At 60.0% G+C, this 19,453-nt stretch carries 20 protein-coding genes and 1 pseudogene; 16 read left to right on the forward strand and 5 right to left on the reverse strand.

All coding sequences use genetic code 11. From position 1 onward, the window contains the following. Position 1 precedes the first annotated feature (1 nt). Complete coding sequence (locus tag M1E10_RS02725) at positions 2-1,150, reverse strand: efflux RND transporter periplasmic adaptor subunit (protein WP_499172600.1); 1,149 nt, start codon at positions 1,148-1,150, stop codon at positions 2-4. Positions 1,151-1,327: 177 nt separating this feature from the next. Here M1E10_RS02725 and M1E10_RS02730 point away from each other — a divergent pair, with 177 nt between their 5' ends. From M1E10_RS02730 to M1E10_RS02750, 5 genes are all read left to right on the forward strand, one after another. Further along, positions 1,328-1,999 (forward strand): response regulator transcription factor, encoded by a 672-nt coding sequence (locus M1E10_RS02730; RefSeq protein ID WP_499172602.1) that lies wholly within the window; start codon positions 1,328-1,330, stop codon positions 1,997-1,999. Beyond that, positions 1,996-3,336, forward strand: a complete 1,341-nt coding sequence (locus M1E10_RS02735; RefSeq protein WP_499172603.1) for a sensor histidine kinase — start codon at positions 1,996-1,998, stop codon at positions 3,334-3,336. Before M1E10_RS02730 ends, M1E10_RS02735 begins: the two co-directional genes overlap by 4 nt. Before the next feature lie 238 nt (positions 3,337-3,574). Then, positions 3,575-4,390, forward strand: coding sequence for a DUF3313 domain-containing protein (locus tag M1E10_RS02740; protein ID WP_499173449.1), 816 nt, complete (start codon positions 3,575-3,577; stop codon positions 4,388-4,390). A 1,259-nt stretch (positions 4,391-5,649) separates the two neighbouring features. Further along, on the forward strand, positions 5,650-6,399 hold the full coding sequence (locus tag M1E10_RS02745) for an exonuclease domain-containing protein (RefSeq protein WP_499172604.1): 750 nt from the start codon (positions 5,650-5,652) through the stop codon (positions 6,397-6,399). Then, a complete protein-coding gene (locus tag M1E10_RS02750) occupies positions 6,396-6,728 on the forward strand; it encodes a hypothetical protein (protein ID WP_499172605.1) in 333 nt (110 codons plus the stop codon). The genes M1E10_RS02745 and M1E10_RS02750 overlap by 4 nt, the downstream gene beginning before the upstream one ends. Before the next feature lie 17 nt (positions 6,729-6,745). On the opposite strand, the gene M1E10_RS02755 is transcribed toward M1E10_RS02750, so the two are convergent. Beyond that, entirely contained in the window at positions 6,746-7,519 is a 774-nt protein-coding gene (locus M1E10_RS02755) for a Rossmann-fold NAD(P)-binding domain-containing protein (RefSeq protein WP_499172606.1), read from the reverse strand. An 88-nt stretch (positions 7,520-7,607) separates the two neighbouring features. Between M1E10_RS02755 and M1E10_RS02760 the strand changes: the two genes are divergently transcribed. Together M1E10_RS02760 and M1E10_RS02765 are read left to right on the forward strand one after the other, a co-directional pair. Continuing rightward, positions 7,608-8,243 carry a TetR/AcrR family transcriptional regulator gene (locus M1E10_RS02760; RefSeq protein WP_499172608.1) on the forward strand — a complete coding sequence of 212 codons (636 nt, stop codon included), beginning with the start codon at positions 7,608-7,610 and terminating at the stop codon, positions 8,241-8,243. Then, positions 8,240-8,806: a 2'-5' RNA ligase family protein gene (locus M1E10_RS02765; protein WP_499172609.1), complete on the forward strand. Its 567-nt coding sequence runs from the start codon at positions 8,240-8,242 to the stop codon at positions 8,804-8,806. Before M1E10_RS02760 ends, M1E10_RS02765 begins: the two co-directional genes overlap by 4 nt. Here the strand turns inward: M1E10_RS02765 and M1E10_RS02770 are convergent. Beyond that, positions 8,796-9,731: a 3'-5' exonuclease gene (locus M1E10_RS02770; protein WP_499172610.1), complete on the reverse strand. Its 936-nt coding sequence runs from the start codon at positions 9,729-9,731 to the stop codon at positions 8,796-8,798. The genes M1E10_RS02765 and M1E10_RS02770 overlap by 11 nt on opposite strands. A gap of 171 nt (positions 9,732-9,902) precedes the next feature. Between M1E10_RS02770 and M1E10_RS02775 the strand changes: the two genes are divergently transcribed. The 4 genes and pseudogenes from M1E10_RS02775 to M1E10_RS02790 form a co-directional block, all read left to right on the forward strand. Beyond that, positions 9,903-10,187, forward strand: coding sequence for a hypothetical protein (locus M1E10_RS02775; protein ID WP_499172611.1), 285 nt, complete (start codon positions 9,903-9,905; stop codon positions 10,185-10,187). An 85-nt stretch (positions 10,188-10,272) separates the two neighbouring features. After that, a complete protein-coding gene (locus M1E10_RS02780) occupies positions 10,273-10,749 on the forward strand; it encodes an Xre family toxin-antitoxin system antitoxin (protein ID WP_499172612.1) in 477 nt (158 codons plus the stop codon). Further along, positions 10,746-11,246: an RES family NAD+ phosphorylase gene (locus M1E10_RS02785; RefSeq protein ID WP_499172613.1), complete on the forward strand. Its 501-nt coding sequence runs from the start codon at positions 10,746-10,748 to the stop codon at positions 11,244-11,246. The genes M1E10_RS02780 and M1E10_RS02785 overlap by 4 nt, the downstream gene beginning before the upstream one ends. Positions 11,247-11,547: 301 nt before the next feature. Next, positions 11,548-12,077, forward strand: a pseudogene (locus tag M1E10_RS02790) (IS3 family transposase); the annotation flags it as partial. 123 nt (positions 12,078-12,200) lie between these two features. Here M1E10_RS02790 and M1E10_RS02795 read toward each other — a convergent pair. Next, positions 12,201-13,103: a LysR family transcriptional regulator gene (locus tag M1E10_RS02795; RefSeq protein WP_499172614.1), complete on the reverse strand. Its 903-nt coding sequence runs from the start codon at positions 13,101-13,103 to the stop codon at positions 12,201-12,203. Between the two features lie 105 nt (positions 13,104-13,208). Here M1E10_RS02795 and M1E10_RS02800 point away from each other — a divergent pair, with 105 nt between their 5' ends. The 5 genes from M1E10_RS02800 to M1E10_RS02820 are packed head-to-tail and all read left to right on the forward strand — an operon-like array spanning position 13,209 to position 18,453. Continuing rightward, on the forward strand, positions 13,209-14,390 hold the full coding sequence (locus tag M1E10_RS02800) for a PLP-dependent aminotransferase family protein (protein ID WP_499172616.1): 1,182 nt from the start codon (positions 13,209-13,211) through the stop codon (positions 14,388-14,390). A gap of 42 nt (positions 14,391-14,432) precedes the next feature. Continuing rightward, entirely contained in the window at positions 14,433-15,449 is a 1,017-nt protein-coding gene (locus tag M1E10_RS02805; protein ID WP_499172617.1) for an amino acid ABC transporter substrate-binding protein, read from the forward strand. Positions 15,450-15,464: 15 nt separating this feature from the next. Next, positions 15,465-16,616, forward strand: a complete 1,152-nt coding sequence (locus M1E10_RS02810; protein WP_499172618.1) for an amino acid ABC transporter permease — start codon at positions 15,465-15,467, stop codon at positions 16,614-16,616. Further along, entirely contained in the window at positions 16,613-17,710 is a 1,098-nt protein-coding gene (locus M1E10_RS02815) for an amino acid ABC transporter permease (RefSeq protein ID WP_499172619.1), read from the forward strand. The genes M1E10_RS02810 and M1E10_RS02815 overlap by 4 nt, the downstream gene beginning before the upstream one ends. Further along, complete coding sequence (locus tag M1E10_RS02820; protein WP_499172621.1) at positions 17,707-18,453, forward strand: amino acid ABC transporter ATP-binding protein; 747 nt, start codon at positions 17,707-17,709, stop codon at positions 18,451-18,453. The genes M1E10_RS02815 and M1E10_RS02820 overlap by 4 nt, the downstream gene beginning before the upstream one ends. Positions 18,454-18,640: 187 nt before the next feature. Here M1E10_RS02820 and M1E10_RS02825 read toward each other — a convergent pair whose 3' ends face one another. Then, entirely contained in the window at positions 18,641-19,363 is a 723-nt protein-coding gene (locus tag M1E10_RS02825; RefSeq protein ID WP_499172623.1) for a GntR family transcriptional regulator, read from the reverse strand. Between the last annotated feature and the right edge of the window lie 90 nt (positions 19,364-19,453).

A 19,453-nucleotide genomic window follows, 5' to 3' on the forward strand; every position in this document is an offset into this window, starting at 1 on the left:
ACTATCCCACCTTTGCCACTGTGACCGGAAGGCCGGGCCGAAGCTCGGAAAGTGGCGACCTTACGATCATGTCGCCCGGCGCAAGACCAGAGACCTCAGCCATTTCGTCCTCCCACTGGGATATGATGGTCACCGGCTGGCGGACGAGAAAACCGTCCAGGAGTTTTAGGACGTAGACTTCTTTTTGGTCTCTACGAAGTGCGGCAACCGGAACGGCAATCGCGTCTTCAGCCTGCCGGACCAGTACCGACCCGTGGACAAACATGCCTCCCTTGAAGCGGTAGCCATCGTCTGGAAGACGAATATGAATCGCGACAGAGCGGCTGCCTTCGTCCACAACCGGACTGATCCGGGCAACTTCGCCCCTGATCACTTGGTTTTCGAAGCCGTCAATCCGAAGCTCGACGACCTGTCCAGCAGCGACCCGCAAAACGTCCTGTGTAGAGATGAGAACCCTGGCTTCCATGTCGGCAACGTCAACGAGCGTCAAAAGCTCAGCATCTGGGGCGGCCTGCGTGCCCTGATTGACCAGGACCTTCGAGACAACGCCGTCAAAGGGGGCGATGATTTGTGCGTCTTGCAGCGCTTTCTGTCCCACCTCGACTTGGGCGGCGAGGCCGTCCAGCCTTGCTTTGCGTGCGGCGACTTCGCTTCTCGCTTTGTCGAGCTGCTCCTGGCTTGCGACCTTTTTGCTGACGAGTTGCTCGATCCGGTTGAGCGACTGCATGGCAAGGAGCATTTCCGCCATGGCGCCTTCCCGATCTGCTTCTTTCTCTTTCAAAGCAGCCTGAAGGTCTTGCGGAGCAAGCCTGACCAGAACGTCACCCGCCCTCACTGTCTGTCCTTCGCGGATGTCGGAGTGGACAATCCTCCCACCCGTTGTCGCCCGCAGGACAGCATGACGTGACGGGCTAACCTCCCCTGTCACCCGAAGCCGCTCGACAAGTGCCGCCGGGCGCATTGTGGCTATGTCCATCGGCGACAGCTCGAACGATGACATCGCGCCGCGGACCTGAGCGGCCACAATGCTTTGAAGTCGCTCGTTCACATCATCCGTTCCCCGTGCGGGATCTATCAGAGCGACCGCCAAACAAGATCCCACGAATAGGGTCGCAGTTACTGCAAACAGTTTCTTCGATCTGGCTGACATCGTCGCGGTTCCTCATATTGATAGGGCACCGCGCCTTACAGCCGCATGGTGCTCTGTTTGTGGGTGCACGATGAGGTCCGACAATTGCAGCAGCATTACCCGGCATCTTTCTATCCGCGTAATGTTGCTGCAATCTCTTGGATGACTCTACTACCTGCGTGAGATGCGGAGCCCCGGATGAGACTTCTGATGATTGAGGACGAGAGGGAGCTGGCAACTGCTCTGGCGGCTGCGCTGTCAAAGCATGGGATCGTTACCGATCACACCATGTACCTCGCCGATGCCCATGAGCTCGTCCTTCAGAACGATTACGACGCGATCCTTCTGGATCGGCGCTTGCCCGATGGAGACGGACTGACATTCATCCCGAAACTAAGGCGTGCAGGCAATGACACGCCAATCATCGTACTCACGGCGAGAAATGAGCCGATGGAGCGGGTTGCGGGCCTGGATATCGGTGCGGACGATTACCTTGGAAAGCCGTTTCTAGTCGAGGAATTGATGGCGCGTGTCCGCGCCCTATTGCGACGGCCCTCTGGCGTGATCGATCAAGATATCAGGGCTGGGCGATTGTCCATCGACCCGTTGAACCTTACCGTCAAACTTGGGACCGATATGCTCGAGATCCCGCGCCGGGAGCTTTTGGTTCTCCAGGCGCTTGCCAAACGCAAGGGCAAAACCGTTCTTCGGGGCACGCTCGAACAGGCGGTCTACAATTACGAAGAAGAGATACAATCAAACGCACTGGATGCGCACATTTCGAGACTGCGCAAGAGGTTATTGGATGCGAACGCGGGCACCACAATCCATAATATTCGCGGTGTCGGCTACCTCCTTAAGGAAGAATGATGCGTGCTTACCGATCCACGAATCCATCTCTTTGGTGGCGCCTAAGCTGGCAACTCAGCCTGGTGATCAGCATCGTCATCGGTGGTGCTATTGTTGGGCTATCTGTGTATGGCACGATGGTGATGTCGCCCAATATCGCGATGGAGAGCGAGGTCAAGAACGCTGTTGCGGAATCGATTAGCCGGAACGGCAGCGGCCAGCTTGAACTCGAGGAGACCCTCCTACTTCGGACGCTGATGGAAGAAAACAACCGCCTTTGGTTTGTCGCCGCCACTGCCGACGGAGCGTCCATCTCTCGGGGAGTGATCCCCCCACCATATACTGCGATCGCCCCTGTAACCTACCTCATCAGGGCCGCTGATATTCGTGGGGCGGAAGGCATCAAGGAGATCGCATCAATCGATGATGTTGCCACGGCTCTCGGTGAAGTGCGTATACTATTCGGAGGCATTGCCGGAAAAGGCTCCCCCTTGCTAGCCTTGCTCGGGCGGGCCTATCCGATCTATGTGTCGCTGCTTGGGTTGGCACTCCCCGCTATATTTATAGCAGTCCCATGGATCGTGCGAAGCGCGCTTTCCCGGATCAGTGATGTCGCCGAGACGGCAGCACAGATCGACCCCCATCGCCAGGGCAGCCGTCTTCCTGTCGGAGGAATTCCAAGCGAAGTCGCTCCACTCGTGACCGCATTCAACGGAACCCTTGAAAGACTCGAGGTTGAGTTCCAGAAACGGCGAAGATTTTTGATCGATGCGGCTCACGAACTAAGGACACCGATCGCAATCATGCAAACCCGTATCGATGGCATGTCAGATGGTCCGGAGCGTACTCGAATGTTAAAGGATGTCGCGCGCCTTGCCGACACTGCCGAACAATTGCTTGACTTCGAGCGCAATGATCAAGCGGTCGACCTTAATGAGCAGGTCGATCTCATTGCGATCGCACGTGCGGTCGTGGCTGATTTTGCGCCTCTGGCGATTGCAGCCGGCTACGAAATCTCACTCAGTGATGAGGCTCCAATACTCCTCCGCAAGGGCAATACAATCGCGTTGACAAGGGTAATCGGCAACCTGGTCCGAAATGCAATCGACCATGCTGGGGGAAAGGGAACGATCGACATATCGGTTTCTGCGGGTGGTGCAATCGTCGTGAGCGATCAGGGACCTGGGATCCCAATTGAACATCAGGAACTGGTATTTGAACCATTTTACCGCGTTACCCCAAAAAGCCGGGGTGCCGGCCTGGGTCTGAGCCTTGTAAAGCAGATCGTTTCCAAACACGGCGGCCACATCAGAATTCGAAGCGATTCTGGAGGGACCGAAGTTACAGTCCAGCTGTGAAACGGCGGAAAATCGTGTCGCCTCACCAGCTCCGATCATCTTCGGCTCGAAACTCTCTCCTGATTGGATGACGTTTCTTGCCCGAAACGCCTCATGTAATGCTGCGGCAATCCTGCGCTCCGACTGTGCTCTGACATCCCTACCGGAGGCAGTGAACGTGCAAATCCGAAACCATCTTTATCACCATGGGGTCTACGGCCCGCCGAAGCGATTGCTTCCCGTCGTTCTGATAGGGATCATGACAGTCGCTGCCACCGGATGTACCGCCGTGCCGCTGAAAGAAAGCGGCACCCTGACCTCCTACAGCAGCCTGACACCGGTAAAGGGCAAGTTCGGTCAGAAACGCCGACAATACGTTGACGCACATCAATTGGCTCAGGCAAAGACGGTTCGGATTGTTCCAACGAGATTCTCCTTCGCTGCTGCGTCTCGCATCAAGTCTGAGACCGATCGCGCCTTGGTGTCCAACGCACTGGACCGTGCACTGTGCGTTGCACTGAGCGACAAGTATGAGATGGTGCCTGCCAGCCAACGGGCGGATCTGACAGTCCGTTCGGTGGTCACCGACATCGTGCCTACCAACAAGGGTGTCGCGGCGGCCGCGACCGTCGCCAGCGTTGGCGGTGGGTTCGCTATCCCGAGCGATGTCCCCCTTATCGGCATTCCGCGGATACCGTTCGGACTTGGCGGACTCGCCGTCGAGGCGGAAGCAATCGATAGTTCCAATGTGCAGCGTGCGGCAATGATGTGGAGCCGCGGAGCCAACTTCATCCAGGATGCGCCCCGCTACTCTGAGGTCGGCGACGCCTATGGCCTCGCAGTCAAATTTGCCCAAGACTTTTCCAGGACCATCATCACCGGCAAGGAGCCAAAGATGTTGGACATCTCCCTACCATCCAGACAGCGCGTGCAGTCCTGGCTCGGCGGCAAACCAAAATATGAAGCCTGCGAAACGTTCGGGCGGGCACCTGGGTTGGTTGGCAAGGTTGCTGCCAACTATGGCCTCCCACCGGAATGGACCGACAAACAGCCCAAGCGTTCCCCAGCCCCTTAGTCAGAAGATGGCATGTCATCGCCTGCCGGCAGGATAACGCTGGCAGGAAGTAACCGGCCTCCCCTGCCGGCCTGTGAGCGGAGCAAGGCAGACCTCCAGCCTTGCTCCGCTCACGTCCTTCGTGTTGGCAACGTCTCGTAAGACCGCAGAGCCCGCCGCGGCCGATCTCGTAAATGTCCTCCTCACTGCCGTGGCCTGTAATGCCCCCGCAATCCTCATGAATCATCATTGCCTCAGGGATGAGGACGATTTCCCGCAGAAAGGATAACCAATGTTTCCCTATTCCCGGAATTTTTGGACGAAACTCTTCTCAATACTAGCTTCGACCATGATTGCGACTTTGGTCCCTTCTGCAACATTCCCGCCAGATATGGATGCTCTGCGCGCAGCATTCCGGAGCATGAACTTCCGGTGGTTCTGGTCTTGATCGCGACGCAGCCAGACGCGACAGACCTTGCCCGCACCTCCATTTGACTAGCCAAGGATCATCACCATGTACTTGAGAGCAGGCATTCGCCTCTGGCTCATCTCGCTGAGCATGATCATTGTCCTTGCATCATCTGCAGGGGCTTGGGCAGCGCCTCTGTCGGCAGCTGTGAAGGACCAATGCGGAGCTGAGATCCGGTCCAAGTGCCTCAGGCCATGGCGGCTCACATCTGATGCTATCACCATGTGCGTCGAGAAAAACAAGACGACGCTGTCGCCAACATGCCAGGCGTTCTGGGTAACCGCCCATATGTGTCAGCTGGAGATGAAGACGGTCTGCAACGGGTTGAACCCCCTGACCATAGAGAGCTGCTTGAGGAACTTGCGGCAACAATTCTCACCGCTCTGCCAGGAAACACTGGACATCGAGTAGTCCAACCAGATTTTGGATTGCATTGGCATCCTGAGAGATCTGATCAGCTGCAGTGGGACTTGCCGCTATCGATGGGGCGGTATGCCGTGCATGCCGGTTCTGATGCAGGAAAGGTCGCCCGTTATTCGCGCTTGCTGGCTTCAAGCTAAATAACCACCAGTGCCGCAGGTTAGTGCCCTGCTACACGACATCCCTTTGAGGGATGTTCTGGATTAGGAGCGCCGGGCATTCGGCTTATGTAGCGACGTAGAATGTCAGCCTGATGGTCACGACCAAAGGCTCCCCTTGCTGCGCGATCTTCACGCTCGTTGCTGACCAACAACAGGAGCGCCAACCATGAGGAACAACCGCAGCATGGTTGGATTTATCATCGCACGAAGCATGTGGAGAAAAGCAAGGCGTGTCGAAAGCCCGTGTTCGCGTAATTGATCTGGAAACGGCCGGCAACGGCGCACACGACGTATGCGAGATCGGCTGGCAGGACGTCATCCTCGGTGCAGATGGTGTTTGGAGCGTCAACGACGAGCGCGGCGCGCTCTACGTCAATCCTGGCAGGCCGATTTCACCCGACACTATGGCGATCCATCATATTCTCGACGCGCACGTCGCCGACGCGTCCTATTGGACGGAGACCGCGCCACGTGTCTTGCGTCCATCCGGCAGGATTGATGCCTTGGCAGCCCACCGCGCTGCCTTCGAGCAGAGATACTGTAGGCCTCGCCTCACCGGCGGCATTCCCTGGATTTGCACCTGGAAATGCGCTTTGCGGATCTGGCCGGATCTGCCGCGGTTTTCCAACCAGATGCTGCGCTATGAGCGGATGCCGCAAGGTTTGGTCCACGAGATCGGCCTACCGGCGCACCGGGCCATGCCGGACGCCTACGTCACCGCCCATCACCTGCGCGATCTGTTGAATGCAGCATCGCTTGAACAGCTCCTTGGGTGGAGTGCCGAGCCGGGTCTTCTGCCGCGCGTGCCCGCCGGGCCGGATCGGGGCAAGAGCTGGGACCGTCTCGGCACCGAGACACTCGTTGAGTTTTTGCGCGATCGGGACATCGATATCCGCTTCAGCGCCCAGACGGAATTAACCATGCGGGGTGATGAAAGCGTGACCGAGGTCGTCGAACCGTCGCAGGGGACATTGCTATGACGGCAGGTGCGGCGACGCCCGTCTATCCCGACACGCCGGACGGCAGGTATTTCGTCGTGCGTGGCCGCCTGTGGCGAAAGAGCAATCCGGCTCTCGATGATGAGACAAGGCAGGCGCTTACCAAGGAATTGATGTCTGCGCGGCGGGCAGTCCGGGATGCGAAAGGCGACCCCGACGCTATGGCTGCTGCACGCCGCCAGGTCGATGATGCCAAGGTCGCGCTCGGCGAGCGCGGACCTGTCTGGTGGGAGGATGGCGAGCCGGACCTGAACCGGCATCTCGCCAAGAATACACCCTATGCCGCGTGGTTTGCCCAGCTGCAGATATAGGACAGCGACGGGATCGATCAGATCCGGGAACCGCCTGTCGCATCGATCTTCTGCCCTGTCGTCCAGCGCGCGTCATGCGATGCCAGGAAGGTGATGACGTCAGCGACGTCCTCTGCGCGGCCAACACGCGAGAAGACCGAGAGCGCTTCAGCGCCAGCGCGGGCGTCCGGCGAAGCCAGCCACTCTGCATTCATGTCCGTCTCAGTCACGCCCGGCAGCACCGCATTCACTGTAATTCCCCGCTGTGCAAACGCCGGCGCGAGCGCCAATGTCAGTGTCTCCAGCGCTCCCTTGGAAGCGGCATAAGCGGGATGTGTCGGCGCTGCGATCCGCGTAAAGCCGGTCGAGACATTGATGATCCGGCCATTGTCGCGAATATGGTCGGCAACCGCCTGGATAAGAAAGAACGGCACTTTGTAATTGATCGTCATGACCTCGTCGAACGCAGCTTCACTTGTCTGCTGCAGAGGTAGTGCAGGCGCAATCCCCGCATTGTTGACGAGAATATCGACAGCGGCCGAATCCGTCTCGGCTCGAGCTGCTTCGCGGAACTGTGCCCAGAGGCTGTCGACGGCGTCCTTGCCGTCTTTGAAGTCCGCTTTGACGGCAAGAGCTTTGACGCCAAGCTTCTCGATTTCGCGGACGGTGGAATTGGCCGCATCGGCATTTGCGGTGTAATGTACGCCGATGAGCGCTGCACCCTCCTTCGCAAAAGCAAGGGCTGTTGCCTGGCCGATACCGCGCGAGCTTCCGGTGACAAGGGCTATCTTGCCTGACAGTTTTCTGGACATGGATCACTCCGTTGCTGGATTTGATAGTGATCGCTATATTATACTCTCGGAACCGACTGTCAATGTTTTAATAGGGATCGCTATTTTAATGCAGAAACCAGTTCGCAAACGCGGCAGGCCACGCGTGCTTGATCGTGAGGTCGGGCTCGACATCGCGTCGCGCCTGTTCTGGGAACATGGCTACGAGGGAACCTCCACGGCCGATCTTACCAAAGCGATGGGTATCAACCCGCCGACGCTCTATTCCACGTTCGGATCAAAGGAGGAGCTGTACCGCCAGGCGCTCGACTTTAGCGTTGCCCGCGAAAGCAGGCGCCGCTCCGAACTCCTGGCATCCGATCTGCCGGTATACGAAGCTCTCAGCCTCTATCTCTACGATATTGCCGATGGCGACACCCAGCCGGACAAGCCGCGAGGATGCATGGTCTCGACAGCCGTCCTGCAGCACGCGCAAGAACATGCGTCCATTGCCCGAATGACGGCAGATCTGCGCGAAGCGTCGATACAGCTCCTCAAGTCCCGCTTCGACCGCGCCGTCAGCGAAGGCGAACTGCCGGACCAAGCCGACACTGACACGCTTGCCCGGTTTTATGGCGCGATCATCCAGGGCATGTCCGCCCAGGCCTGCGACGGCGCCTGCAACGAGCGGCTGAAGCGACTGATCGACGTCGCCCTTACGGCTTGGCCAGGAGAACGCCGCACCTCGACCGGGAATCCGGATTGAAAACACGCCACCCGCTCATTTTGACCGCAAGGGTCGCAGAAACGGACATCGAGCCGTTCGACCGGCTTCGACAGGCGCATTTCCCGCCCGACCGCAATGTTCTTCGTGCGCACCTGACGATGTTTCACCGGCTGCCGGGTGAACATTCTGGAAAGATCGTTGAACAGCTCGAGCGGGTCGCCGATGGATATCATCTGGTTTCAGCCGAGGTCAGTGGGCTCCGGCACCTTGGCGCCGGGGTTGCCTATGCGGTCACCAGCCCGCCACTGCAGGAAATCCACGCCAAGCTCAGGACCGAATGTCTTGCATGGCTTGGCCCGCAGGACAGGCAGAAATGGCAACCGCACATCACCATCCAGAACAAGGTGTCAAAACCGAAAGCGGATGCGCTCTACGATGATCTCAGCCAGGGGTTTCAGCCTCATCCGATCGAAATCCTCGGACTCGACCTGTGGGTCTATCTCGGCGGACCCTGGCGACACTCCAAATTCGTCCCGTTCGGTGAGACCGACCAAGCCGGCGGGGGCGACACCGTGAGACGTGGGAACGGGCTCAGGCCCTGAAGCGGTCGAAGGCGGTCAGATATTGGGTGGGCGGATCCGCTTCCGGATACTGATAGATCTCTGTGCGCAGATAGCAGAGCTCGCCCTCCAGGTCCGGCTCGTCTACCTCGATCCACCAGGACTTCAGCCGACCTTCACTTCCGTCGGACCAGCGATAGCCGCGTGCCTTGAGATGATCCTTGACATCGTAGGGACTGTTTTCTGCAAAAACGCGCACCCGCGATCGCTGGCTTGCCCTGTGCAGTTCGGCAAATGCCGTCGTTGGATGCGCATTGTCCGCACGTGCAAGGATTTCCAGCAGCGCAAAGCAGTCGTCGACAGCGCGATGGCCGTCGTGGAAGAAACCTGCCTGGCCGACCAGGTAGCCCAGTTTTGTCCCCTCGAAACCGCGCCGCCGCCAGTCGATCTCGGAGTTGGAACAGGCCCAGGCCTTGCTGGTGAAAACCGGCGAGAACGCTTCGCAGAACGGGCGATCGAAGCCGGCATTATGGGCAATGATCAGATCGGCTGGTTCGATAAATGACCGCAGCGCCTGCATGTCGATAACCTGGCCCGCCACCATCTCGTCGGTGATGCCGGTCAGTCTGGTGATTTCCGCGGGAATGGGCACGCCGGGTTGCTGCAGGCCGGTATAGGTTCCGGTGACATCGCCAATGGCGCCCTGTGCGTCGAAGGTAAAGGCGATGACGCCCACTTCGATGATCTCGTCCTTGCGAGGGCTGAGACCGGTGGTTTCCGTATCGAGAATGATGCCCTTGAAGGGAAACCCGGGGCGGATGGCGGTCGTGATCGGTCGTGGCTTGAGTTTTCGCAAGATGCGATAACGGCCGGTGGCGACAAGGTGGGCGACCATCTCATCTTCGTCGATCGGCGCACTGGCCGACCGCCTGATGCGCACATCTGCGGCGGGCAATGGTTGGGACATGCTTGGCACATCGGCAAACATATCGAACTGGGCAATTTCTCCGGCGGCGTCCGTTCGCGTCATATCCCAAGATTTATCATGCCCAGCCTTCGAGGTCATCTTGGCTGACTGCCGTTTTCCACAGACAGCGGCATCGTAAAGATTGAAAATCGCTCGCCGACCGGGCTTCCAATGGACAGCGCGATCGATCAGCAGCGTTTACGCGTTTATCGCCTATATCCACTCCGTCGAGAACAATCGAGCGAGCGAAAAGGCTGTGCCGATGAGTTTCGCATTGCTGGGCCGATCACAGAAAACGTTCAGACGGCGATCGAGAAGATGCTGGCGACTGAGTCGCGCCTGCGCGACGGCGACTGGATCGGGGATCATCGGATACCACTCGACGAGGAAGCTTGGGGCCGGCTCGACGGCCAGATCAACATCTGGCGTCTCAACGGACTTATTGCTTCACCATAACGCAGTGGGTCCCACTTTCCCTCTTGTAGGTCGATCGGACAGGTGTCATATTTTTTGCGACACTTGTCAATAGATGGAGCGGAAGATGGCCACAGCAAAGAACATTGAGAGTGCGATGCCTGACGAATTCGAAACCGTGATCGATCTCCTCGGTGGCAAAGATGTGTTTCCTTCGCGACCGCACGGTACTCTGGCCGCGCATCAGTTGATCGAGAAGGGCTTGCCTAGCACGGCACTGTCCCATTTGCTCGACAACATGGGCCTCCTTAGTGGAGAGCCTGCGCTTCAGCACGCACTTGGCATCAGCATGCGAACGGTCCAACGAAAGAAGGATTCGGCAGGTGTTTTGAACAATGTGCAAAGCGGACGTACTTGGAAATTCGCAGAACTGCTTGCGAAGGCGATCGACGTGTTTGGAAGCCAGGAGGAGGCCGAGCGGTGGTTGGATGAGCCGGCGATCGGGCTTGAGGGATACAAGCCAATTCGACTTCTATCGACACCGGCCGGCGTGGAGGTCGTCGAGACATTTCTAGATCGTTTGGCTTATGGAGTTTACGCGTGATCAACAGGGTGTCGCCAGTGTTCTCAGGGCCTATTGCGATCTGGCGATTGGACCAGGATCGTCATGCCGCGACATGGGACACAGGCGAAGGCGCATATCGGGTCGGCGGGCGATGGAACTCCAAGGGTGTGCGGGCGGTTTATTGCAGCTTGGATCCGGCGACCGCTATTCTCGAGGTGGCCGTGCACAAGGGGTTCCGTGCGCTTGACACGGTTGCACACGTTCTCACTAAGGCTGAGGTGGTGGATCCGTCACATATCTTTGTGGTGGATCCAACCATGATCCCGAACAAGAATTGGCTGCGCCCCTGTATTCCAAGCGCTGGCCAACAGACTTTTGGCAACAACCTGTTGGCGAAGCATCGCTATGTCATCATTCCCAGTGTGGTTTCAGTACACAGCTGGAACCTTATTTTTGACGCACCTAGGGCTGCAGGCTTTATTTCAAACGTTGAACAAGATCCATTCTCCCTGGACACCAGGCTTGACCCCGCCTAGTTCGCTCAAAGAGCGTACTCTCATGCGGTGGCCCCATCACACGCTGCAACCTTACAAATTCCAGGCTGCAAACAAAGCTGTCTCTTCCTTGAAGGAGAAGCGCTGCGAAACGCAGACGCTGTCTCGACGTGTCCACGCGATAGCTCAAGCGTCAGAAGGCTGCCGTCGTTAATGCAGGACTGACCTCAAGCTAAAGATATTCGAACAGCTGGCGGTCGTGAACCGCTATCATTGTTGATTTCCACTGAGAGCTGACCTGGCGGGGGTTCGGACGAAAACTTGGACCACCAGGAGGTAGTTCATGTGTTCCTATACAGACAGACTTCGAGTCGTTGAGCTTTACATCAGGCTTGGCAAGCGGCTTAAGGCGACCATTCTCCAGTTGTGCTATCCCACCAAGAATGCGCTCAGGGGCTGGTACCGCGAGTACGAACAGAATCTCGACCTGCGTGTTCAGGCGGTGGCTCGAGCGCCAAAGTACTCTGAGGCCCAGAAGCAGGCGGCACTTGAGCACTACCGTACCCACGATCGTTGTATCTCTGCGACAATGAAGGCACTGGGTTATCCCGGTCGAGGAACTCTAACCAATGGGTCCGTGAGGCGTTTGCGGAGACGCGAACATCGATGGTCGGTCGGTCCTGGCGTCCTGCCTATCCCGAGGCGGTGCGGCAAGCCGGCGTCATCGGACTATGTAGTGGAGATGAAAGTGCCCGACAGGTGGCCCACCGGCTGGGCGTCTGCAGGCCGACGTTGTACGACTGGAAAGACCAGCTGCTCGCTTTCGTCGCTTGCGCCCAAGCCGCCAGCCACCTATCGCGAAAAGCCTGCCCATATCCACGACCTCTCCCACCTCACCATCGAGGTGGAGCAGGCAGCTTCTTGAGCCGAGGCAGACCGCTGCCAGATAATTTTCAAGCCGAGGTCCGTGTGGCGAGATGGCCTGGACCGGACAACCTAGCCGACCGGCACCGGATGGCGGATGTTGCGCACCTCCATCAGTGCCGAGACGAACGCCCTCACCAGCCTTGCCTTCTGCATGTCGGGCCGAAACAACAGATAGCTCTTGAAGTAGACAGCCGGCTCGAACGGCCGCAGGATCAGGCCGCGCTCGGAAAAACCGTCCACCGCCAGCGGGTTGACGATCCCGACCCCCACTCCCTCCAGCGCCAGCGCGCAGGCGGTGATGGCAAACGGCGTCTCGATGACAAGGTTCGGCTTGGCGCCAGCATCCAGGCACAGTTGATCCAGTTGCAGTCTCGCCCGGTCTTCCGGCGATAGCGCGACATATTCGACGCCGTGGAGATCTTCCGGACGGATCACCTTCTTCGCCGCAAGCGGATGTCCGGGTGGAATGGCGCACAGCGCTGGAAAGCTCCCGAACACCTGGTGCTCGACGCCGGAGAGATCGACTTCGTCCGCAGCCAACCCGAGATCGAACTCCCCGTCGACGATATGATTTCGGACGGAAGCTGAACTCATGATGCTCAGCGTTACGATGGCGGACGGAAAGACCTCCCGGAACCGGCGCACGGCGCGGGGAACGATGGTCGAGCCTGTCGCGGCGAGGCTGGCGACCCGGATGTGGCCGGAACCGAAGTCGCGGATACGGGCTGCCGACGAACGCAGCCTGTCGAGACCGCGAAAGCTCGTTTCCACGTCGCGGTAGAAGATGTCCGCCTCGGGCGTCGGCACCAGCCTGCCCTTCACGCGGTCGAACAACGGAAAGCCGACCGTCGCTTCCAGCTCCCCGATCAGCCGACTGACGGCAGGCTGCGTGACGCCCATGAGTTCCGCCGCTCTCGAGGCCGTCCCCGTGATGATGACGGCCCGGAAGGCCTCGATCTGCCGGAAATTCATCGGCCCCTCCCATAAGGTTTACGCATAGACCTAGACGTTCTCGTCAATTGTCCTTCTACCATCCCTATGGCACGTTTTCCTTCGAAATCGGAACGAGGACATACGATGCACGACCGGACGCTCTGCGTTAAACGACCTGAAGTCTCCCATGAAGGCTTCGCTAGCCTCGCCACGCCCACCTACCGCGCCTCCACCATCGTCTTCAACAGTGCGGAAGCCTATGCCAACCGGTCCAAGCGCGGCCCCGACGGCTACACCTATGGGCTCCACGGTACGCCGACGTCGCGGACGCTCGAGGCGTCGATCACCGCGTTGGAACAGGGTCTTCGTACGGTCCTGGTGCCATCGGGCCAGGCCGCCATCACCGTCGTCTTTCTGTCGGTACTGATGCCCGGCGACACGGTCCTCATCCCGGACAGCGCCTATCCGCCGGTCGCGGGCTTCTGCGAGAACTATCTGAAGCCGCGCGGCATCTTTTACCGCATCTACGATCCCATGATTGGCTCGGGCATCGCCAGCCTCATCGACGACACCGTCAGGCTCATCTGGACGGAATCGCCCGGCTCTACGACGATGGAGATCCAGGACATTCCCGCCATCGTCGCGACGGCGAAATCCCGCGGCGTCCTGACCGGCTGCGACAACACCTGGGCGACGCCCCTCTATTTCAAGCCGCTGGCCCACGACATGGACTTCTCGTCTATGGCGCTGACGAAATATGTCGGTGGCCATTCCGACCTCTTGATGGGATCGATCGCGGTCAAGGACATCGCGCTCCACAAGAAGCTGAAGGACACCATGCGCATGATCGGCATGGGTGTCTCGCCGGACGACTGCGCGCTGGCACTACGCGGCATGGAAACCATGGGCGTCCGCATGGCCCATTCCGGCCGAGTTGCCCTGGACTTCGCCACAAAGATTGCGGACCGGGTAGAGCCGCAACTGGTGCTGCACCCCGCCCTCCCCGCAGCCGCCGGCCACGCGTTCTTCCAGCGCGACTTTGCCGGCGCGAGCGGCGTCTTCAGCCTGGTCATTCCCCCACACGCCGAGGCGGCCCTTCCCGACCTCTTGACGGCGGCCAAGACCTTCTCGATCGGCGCATCCTGGGGCGGCACCCACAGCCTTCTTGCGCCGATGACCATCACCCGTGCGACCGATCCGGACGCCCATTCAGGCACGATCCTGAGGATCAACATCGGCCTTGAGGACGAGGCCGACCTCTGGGCAGACCTCGAGCCGATCGTCGCGGCGATCGCGACAGCGCCCACCATGGCGAAGACGGCCTGAACGACATCACCCACCAAACCAATAAAAAAGGGAACGACGAACATGACAAATTGGAAACTCGGCCTTGCGGCGCTCGCCACCGCACTCTCCGCCAGCGCGGCTTATGCCGGCCCGACCCTCGACAAGGTCAAGGAGAGAGGCCGCATCGTCTGCGGCGCAAGCCAGGGCACCGTCGGCTTCGGCTCGCCGGACGACAAGGGCTATTGGACCGGCCTCGATGTCGAGACCTGCCGCGCCGTCGCCGTCGCGATCTTCGGCGACAAGGACAAGGTCGAGTTCGTCCCCTTGAGCGGCCAGCAGCGCATTCCGGCACTGCAGACCGGCGAGATCGACATCCTGCCGCGGACCCTCACATGGACGCTGCAGCGTGACGCGAACGGCATCAACTTCACCACCCCCACCTACTACGAGTTCACGGGCTTCATGGTCGCCAAGGCATCCGGCGTGACGAAGGTGGAGGACATGACGGGGGCGTCCGTCTGCGTGCAGACCGGTTCCACGACGGAGGTCGTCGTCAACGATGTGTCCACCAGGCTGAACCTCCAGCTGAATCCGGTCGTGTTCGACAATGTCGCCGCCACCCGTCAGGCCTTCTTCTCCGGCCGATGCGATGCCCTCATCACCGATGCAGCCGCCCTTGCGTCCGTCCGCGCCACCCAGTCCGACAATCCCGACGACTACGTGATCTTCCCGGCGACAAAATACATGGATGCCCTGACGCCGGCGGTGCGCCACGGCGACGACAACTGGATGGACATCGTGAACTGGTCAATCCAGGCGCTGCTCAATGCGGAACTCTACGGCATCACCCAGGCCAACATCGACGAGATGATGACCTCCGACGACCCGCGGGTGAAGCGCTTCCTCGGCGTCGAACCCGGCAACGGCAAGGCGCTCGGTCTCGACGACAAGTTCGCCTACAACATCGTCAAGCAGCTCGGCAACTACGGCGAGATGTTCGACCGCAATCTGGGTGCCGGCAGTGCGCTGAAGATCGAGCGCGGTCCCAACAGGCTGTTTTCCGATGGCGGACTGCTGTTCCCCATGGCCTTCCAGTAGCCCCTGGAGCCCATAATGATTTCCGCTGTTCTCGATAACAGACGGTTCCGAAGCTGGAGCGGGCAGATCCTTCTGCTGGGCGGCTTTGCCGCCCTCCTCCTCTGGCTTGTGAACAACACCGTCACGAACCTCGATGCCCGCGGGATCAGGGTGGGCTTCGACTTCCTGTGGCGCCAGGCCAATTTCCCGATCTCCGAAAGCGTCCTGCCCTACGATCCCTCCGACAGTTTCCTCTGGGCCTATGTCACGGGCGTCGGCAACACGCTGGCGATCTCGGTCCTTGCGATCTTGCTGTCGACGGCGCTCGGCCTGCTCGTCGGACTGGCACGGCGCTCGAAGCACCCGCTGACATCCGGCGTCGCCGGCGTGTTCGTGACGACGATGCGCAACATGCCGCTGATCGTCCATTTGCTGTTCTGGTATGCGCTGGCGACCACCGCGCTGCCCGCGCCGCGCGAGGCCTACAATCCCCTGCCCGGCGTCTTTCTGTCGCTAAGAGGCTTCTATATTCCCGCACTGGAACTGGATGCGTTAGCCTGGGCCGTGATCTGCCTCGTCATCGTCGTGACCTGGGGCGCCTGGCGTCTGCGCCACCACGTGGTCGCAACCGGTCGATGGTATGACCGCCATCCCATCCTGGCGCTCTTGGGGCTGACGGCGGCCGTTGGCCTCGGCGCGGCGCTGCTTCTCCAGCCAAATGCCGTGGTCAGCTTTCCCGAAATGCGCGGCTTCAACTTCACGGGCGGGCTGCGCCTTTCGCCGGAATTCGCCGCACTCATGCTCGGCCTGGTGATCTACACCTCCGCCTTCATCGGCGAGATCATCCGCGGCGGCATCGACGCCGTTTCGATCGGGCAATGGGAGGCGGGACGCGCGATCGGGCTGTCGGAACGGCATACACTGACCAAGATCATCATCCCGCAGGCACTGCGGATCATCATTCCCCCGATGACGTCGCAGTATTTGTCGACCGTCAAGAACACCACGCTCGCGCTCGCTGTCGGATACCCCGAGCTCGGTCTCGTCGTCGGGACAGTGATCAACCAAACCGGCCAGGCGATCGAAAGCATCGGGCTGCTGCTCGGCATCTTCCTGACCATCAGCATCGCCGTTTCGCTGTTCATGAACTGGTACAACGCGCATGTCGCATTGGTGGAGGCACGATGACCGTGATCAACATCGCCCCGGCGGTTGCCCACATCGCCCCGTCCGCTCCGCCAAGACCACCGCGCAAGCCGATCCTGCAGCTCTTCTTCGGCGACCTGGTGGCGTCGATCCTGACCGTCTCCACCGGCTTCCTGCTGATCCTGATGATCCCGGCTCTGAACTGGGCCGTCCTGGACGCGGTGTGGGCCACCGACGACCCCTCTACCTGCCGCGACGGCGGTGCCTGCTGGGCCTTCATCGCGGCAAAGTTCCGCTTCATCATCTTCGGCGTCTACCCGCCGGACGAGCAATGGCGCCCGCTTCTGGTCATGGGGCTCATCCTGGCGATGATCCTCGCCTCCCTGTCCCCAAGGCTCTGGGGCCAGAGACTGATCGTAACCTGGATTGCATCCGTCGCCGTCATGCTCACCCTGATGTGGGGCGGCGTCCTCGGAATGACGCCGGTACCGACCTCGAGCTGGGGCGGACTGCCGGTGACGCTGCTGCTCGCGTTGCTGTCGCTCGGGCTCGGCTTCCCCTTCGCCGTACTTCTGGCGCTGGGAAGACGCTCGTCTCTACCGATCCCGCGCATGCTGTCCCTGATGACCATCGAGCTGGTCCGCGGCCTGCCGCTGGTGGGGCTGCTGTTCGTGGCTTCCATCTTGCTGCCGCTGCTTCTGCCGGCCGGCTGGTCGATCGACAAGCTCGGTCGCACGCTGGCGGCGCTGACGGTCTTTGCCGCCGCCTATCTTGCCGAGGTGATCCGCGGCGGCCTGCAGGGTGTCCCCGCCGGCCAGATCGAGGCCGCCAAGGCTCTGGGAATCCCCGGATGGAAGGCCGTGTGGCACATCGTCCTGCCGCAGGCGCTCCAGAAGGTCATTCCACCTTTGACCAACACGGCAATCGTGATGGTCAAGAATACCAGTCTCGTCCTCATCGTCGGCGTCTTCGACATGCTGAGCGCTGCCCGCGTCGCCGCCACCGATCCGATGTGGCCCGCGCCCTATGTCGAGAGCTACGTCTTCGTCGCCCTGATCTACTTCCTGATCTGCTTTGGCATATCGAACTACAGCCGCTGGCTCGAAACTCGTGTGCAATCCCGGAGCTACCGATGACCGCCCATGACCCGAACGCCATTGAAGTCGCAGCCCTCGACAAATGGTACGGCAGCTTCCACGTGCTGAAAAACATAGACCTTAAGGTCGCGACGGGAGAGCGCATCGTCGTCTGCGGGCCATCGGGCTCGGGCAAGTCGACGCTGATCCGTTGCATCAACCGGCTGGAGGAACACCAGCGGGGAAGCATTTCCGTCAACGGCATCTCGCTCGGCGACAGCGTCAAGAACCTCGACGCGATCCGGCGCGAGGTCGGCATGGTGTTCCAGCACTTCAATCTCTTCCCGCACCTGACGGTCAAGGAGAACTGTGCCCTGCCCCAGATCCTGTCACGCGGTAAGCGGCGACGGGACGCCGAGGACATGGCCATGCATTTCCTCGGGAAAGTGCGCATTCCGGAACAGGCGGACAAATACCCCGGCCAGTTGTCCGGAGGGCAGCAGCAGCGCGTGGCGATTGCCAGGGCGCTTTGCATGACGCCGAAGATCATGCTCTTCGACGAACCCACCTCGGGGCTCGATCCGGAGATGGTGAAGGAGGTGCTCGACACGATGGTCACGCTTGCCGAGGAGGGCATGACGATGATTGTGGTCACCCACGAGATGGGATTTGCCCGCAAGGTCGCAGATCGGGTTGTCTTCATGGAGGAGGGTCGGATTGTTGAGGTGAATGAACCTGCAGCATTTTTTGATGCTCCTGCGCATGTTAGCACCAAGCGTTTCCTGGCAAACATCATGCACTAGCGCTGAGATTCGGCGCCAGCATATGACCGTTCGGAAGCCACCAAACGTGGATGGATGATCTGTGCCCTGCCTGGGATGGATCTTTCCGCCGAAAACCCGGCCACTGGCGAAGCAGACTGACTGCTCTCAGGAGCGCGAGCGAACCGCTCTACGACCGAAATGTCGGCGCAAAGCCGCCACAGAAGCGTCAGAAAAACTGCGGATGAGCTCGCTGGTTTTCGTCGACCTTTGCCAGCGTGCCGGAAAGATGCCGGCGTACCGCCTCCTGGGCACACGAAAGGTCTTGCGCCTGAAGGTGCGTGACAATCTCGCGGTGGGCGGCGAGAATGGTTGCGGCCTTGCCCGGATCCATAAGGTTGAGCTTGCGCAGCCGATCGATATGTCCGGAGCGCGACTGGACGAGCGTCCATAGGTCGGGGACGCCGGCCGCTTCAAACATCAAGCGGTGGAACTGCCTGTCGAGAAGAGCAAACCGCTCAAGGTCCTCGTCGATATTGACAGCGGTCTCCTGCAACTGCACCAGGCGCGCTGCTTGATCAATGGCAGGATGGGCGGGCTCCCTCGTCAGAGCCCGTACGACCTCAAGCTCGAGCGCCATGCGCAGGAACTGCGTTTCGCGCGCATGGCGCAGGTCGATCCGGGTTACCTCCGTCTTCGATTGAGGGTAGACCACCACCAATCCCTCCTTCTCCAGCATCTGAAGCGCATCGCGCACGGGCGTCTGGCTGACCCCATAGGCCTCAGCCAGCTCGTTGCGTGACAACTGCAGAGCCGGAGGCAGCTCGAGCGCAATGATGCGCTCGCGCAGTTGCTCGTAGAGCTGATGCGATGTCGACGTCCTGCGGATCGCGGCACCACTGGCCGGCGGTGCTGAAATCGGGGAGAGTTCTCGATGTGTCGGTATCGTCATTGTGATCCTCTGTCCGCCGTATATAGCGCAGCCGTTGACACTGCGAAACTAATATATTAGTGCCTGTGTTACGGGGATGGAGGTCCTCGA

This window comes from Rhizobium sp. PK7-22, from assembly GCF_056530405.1.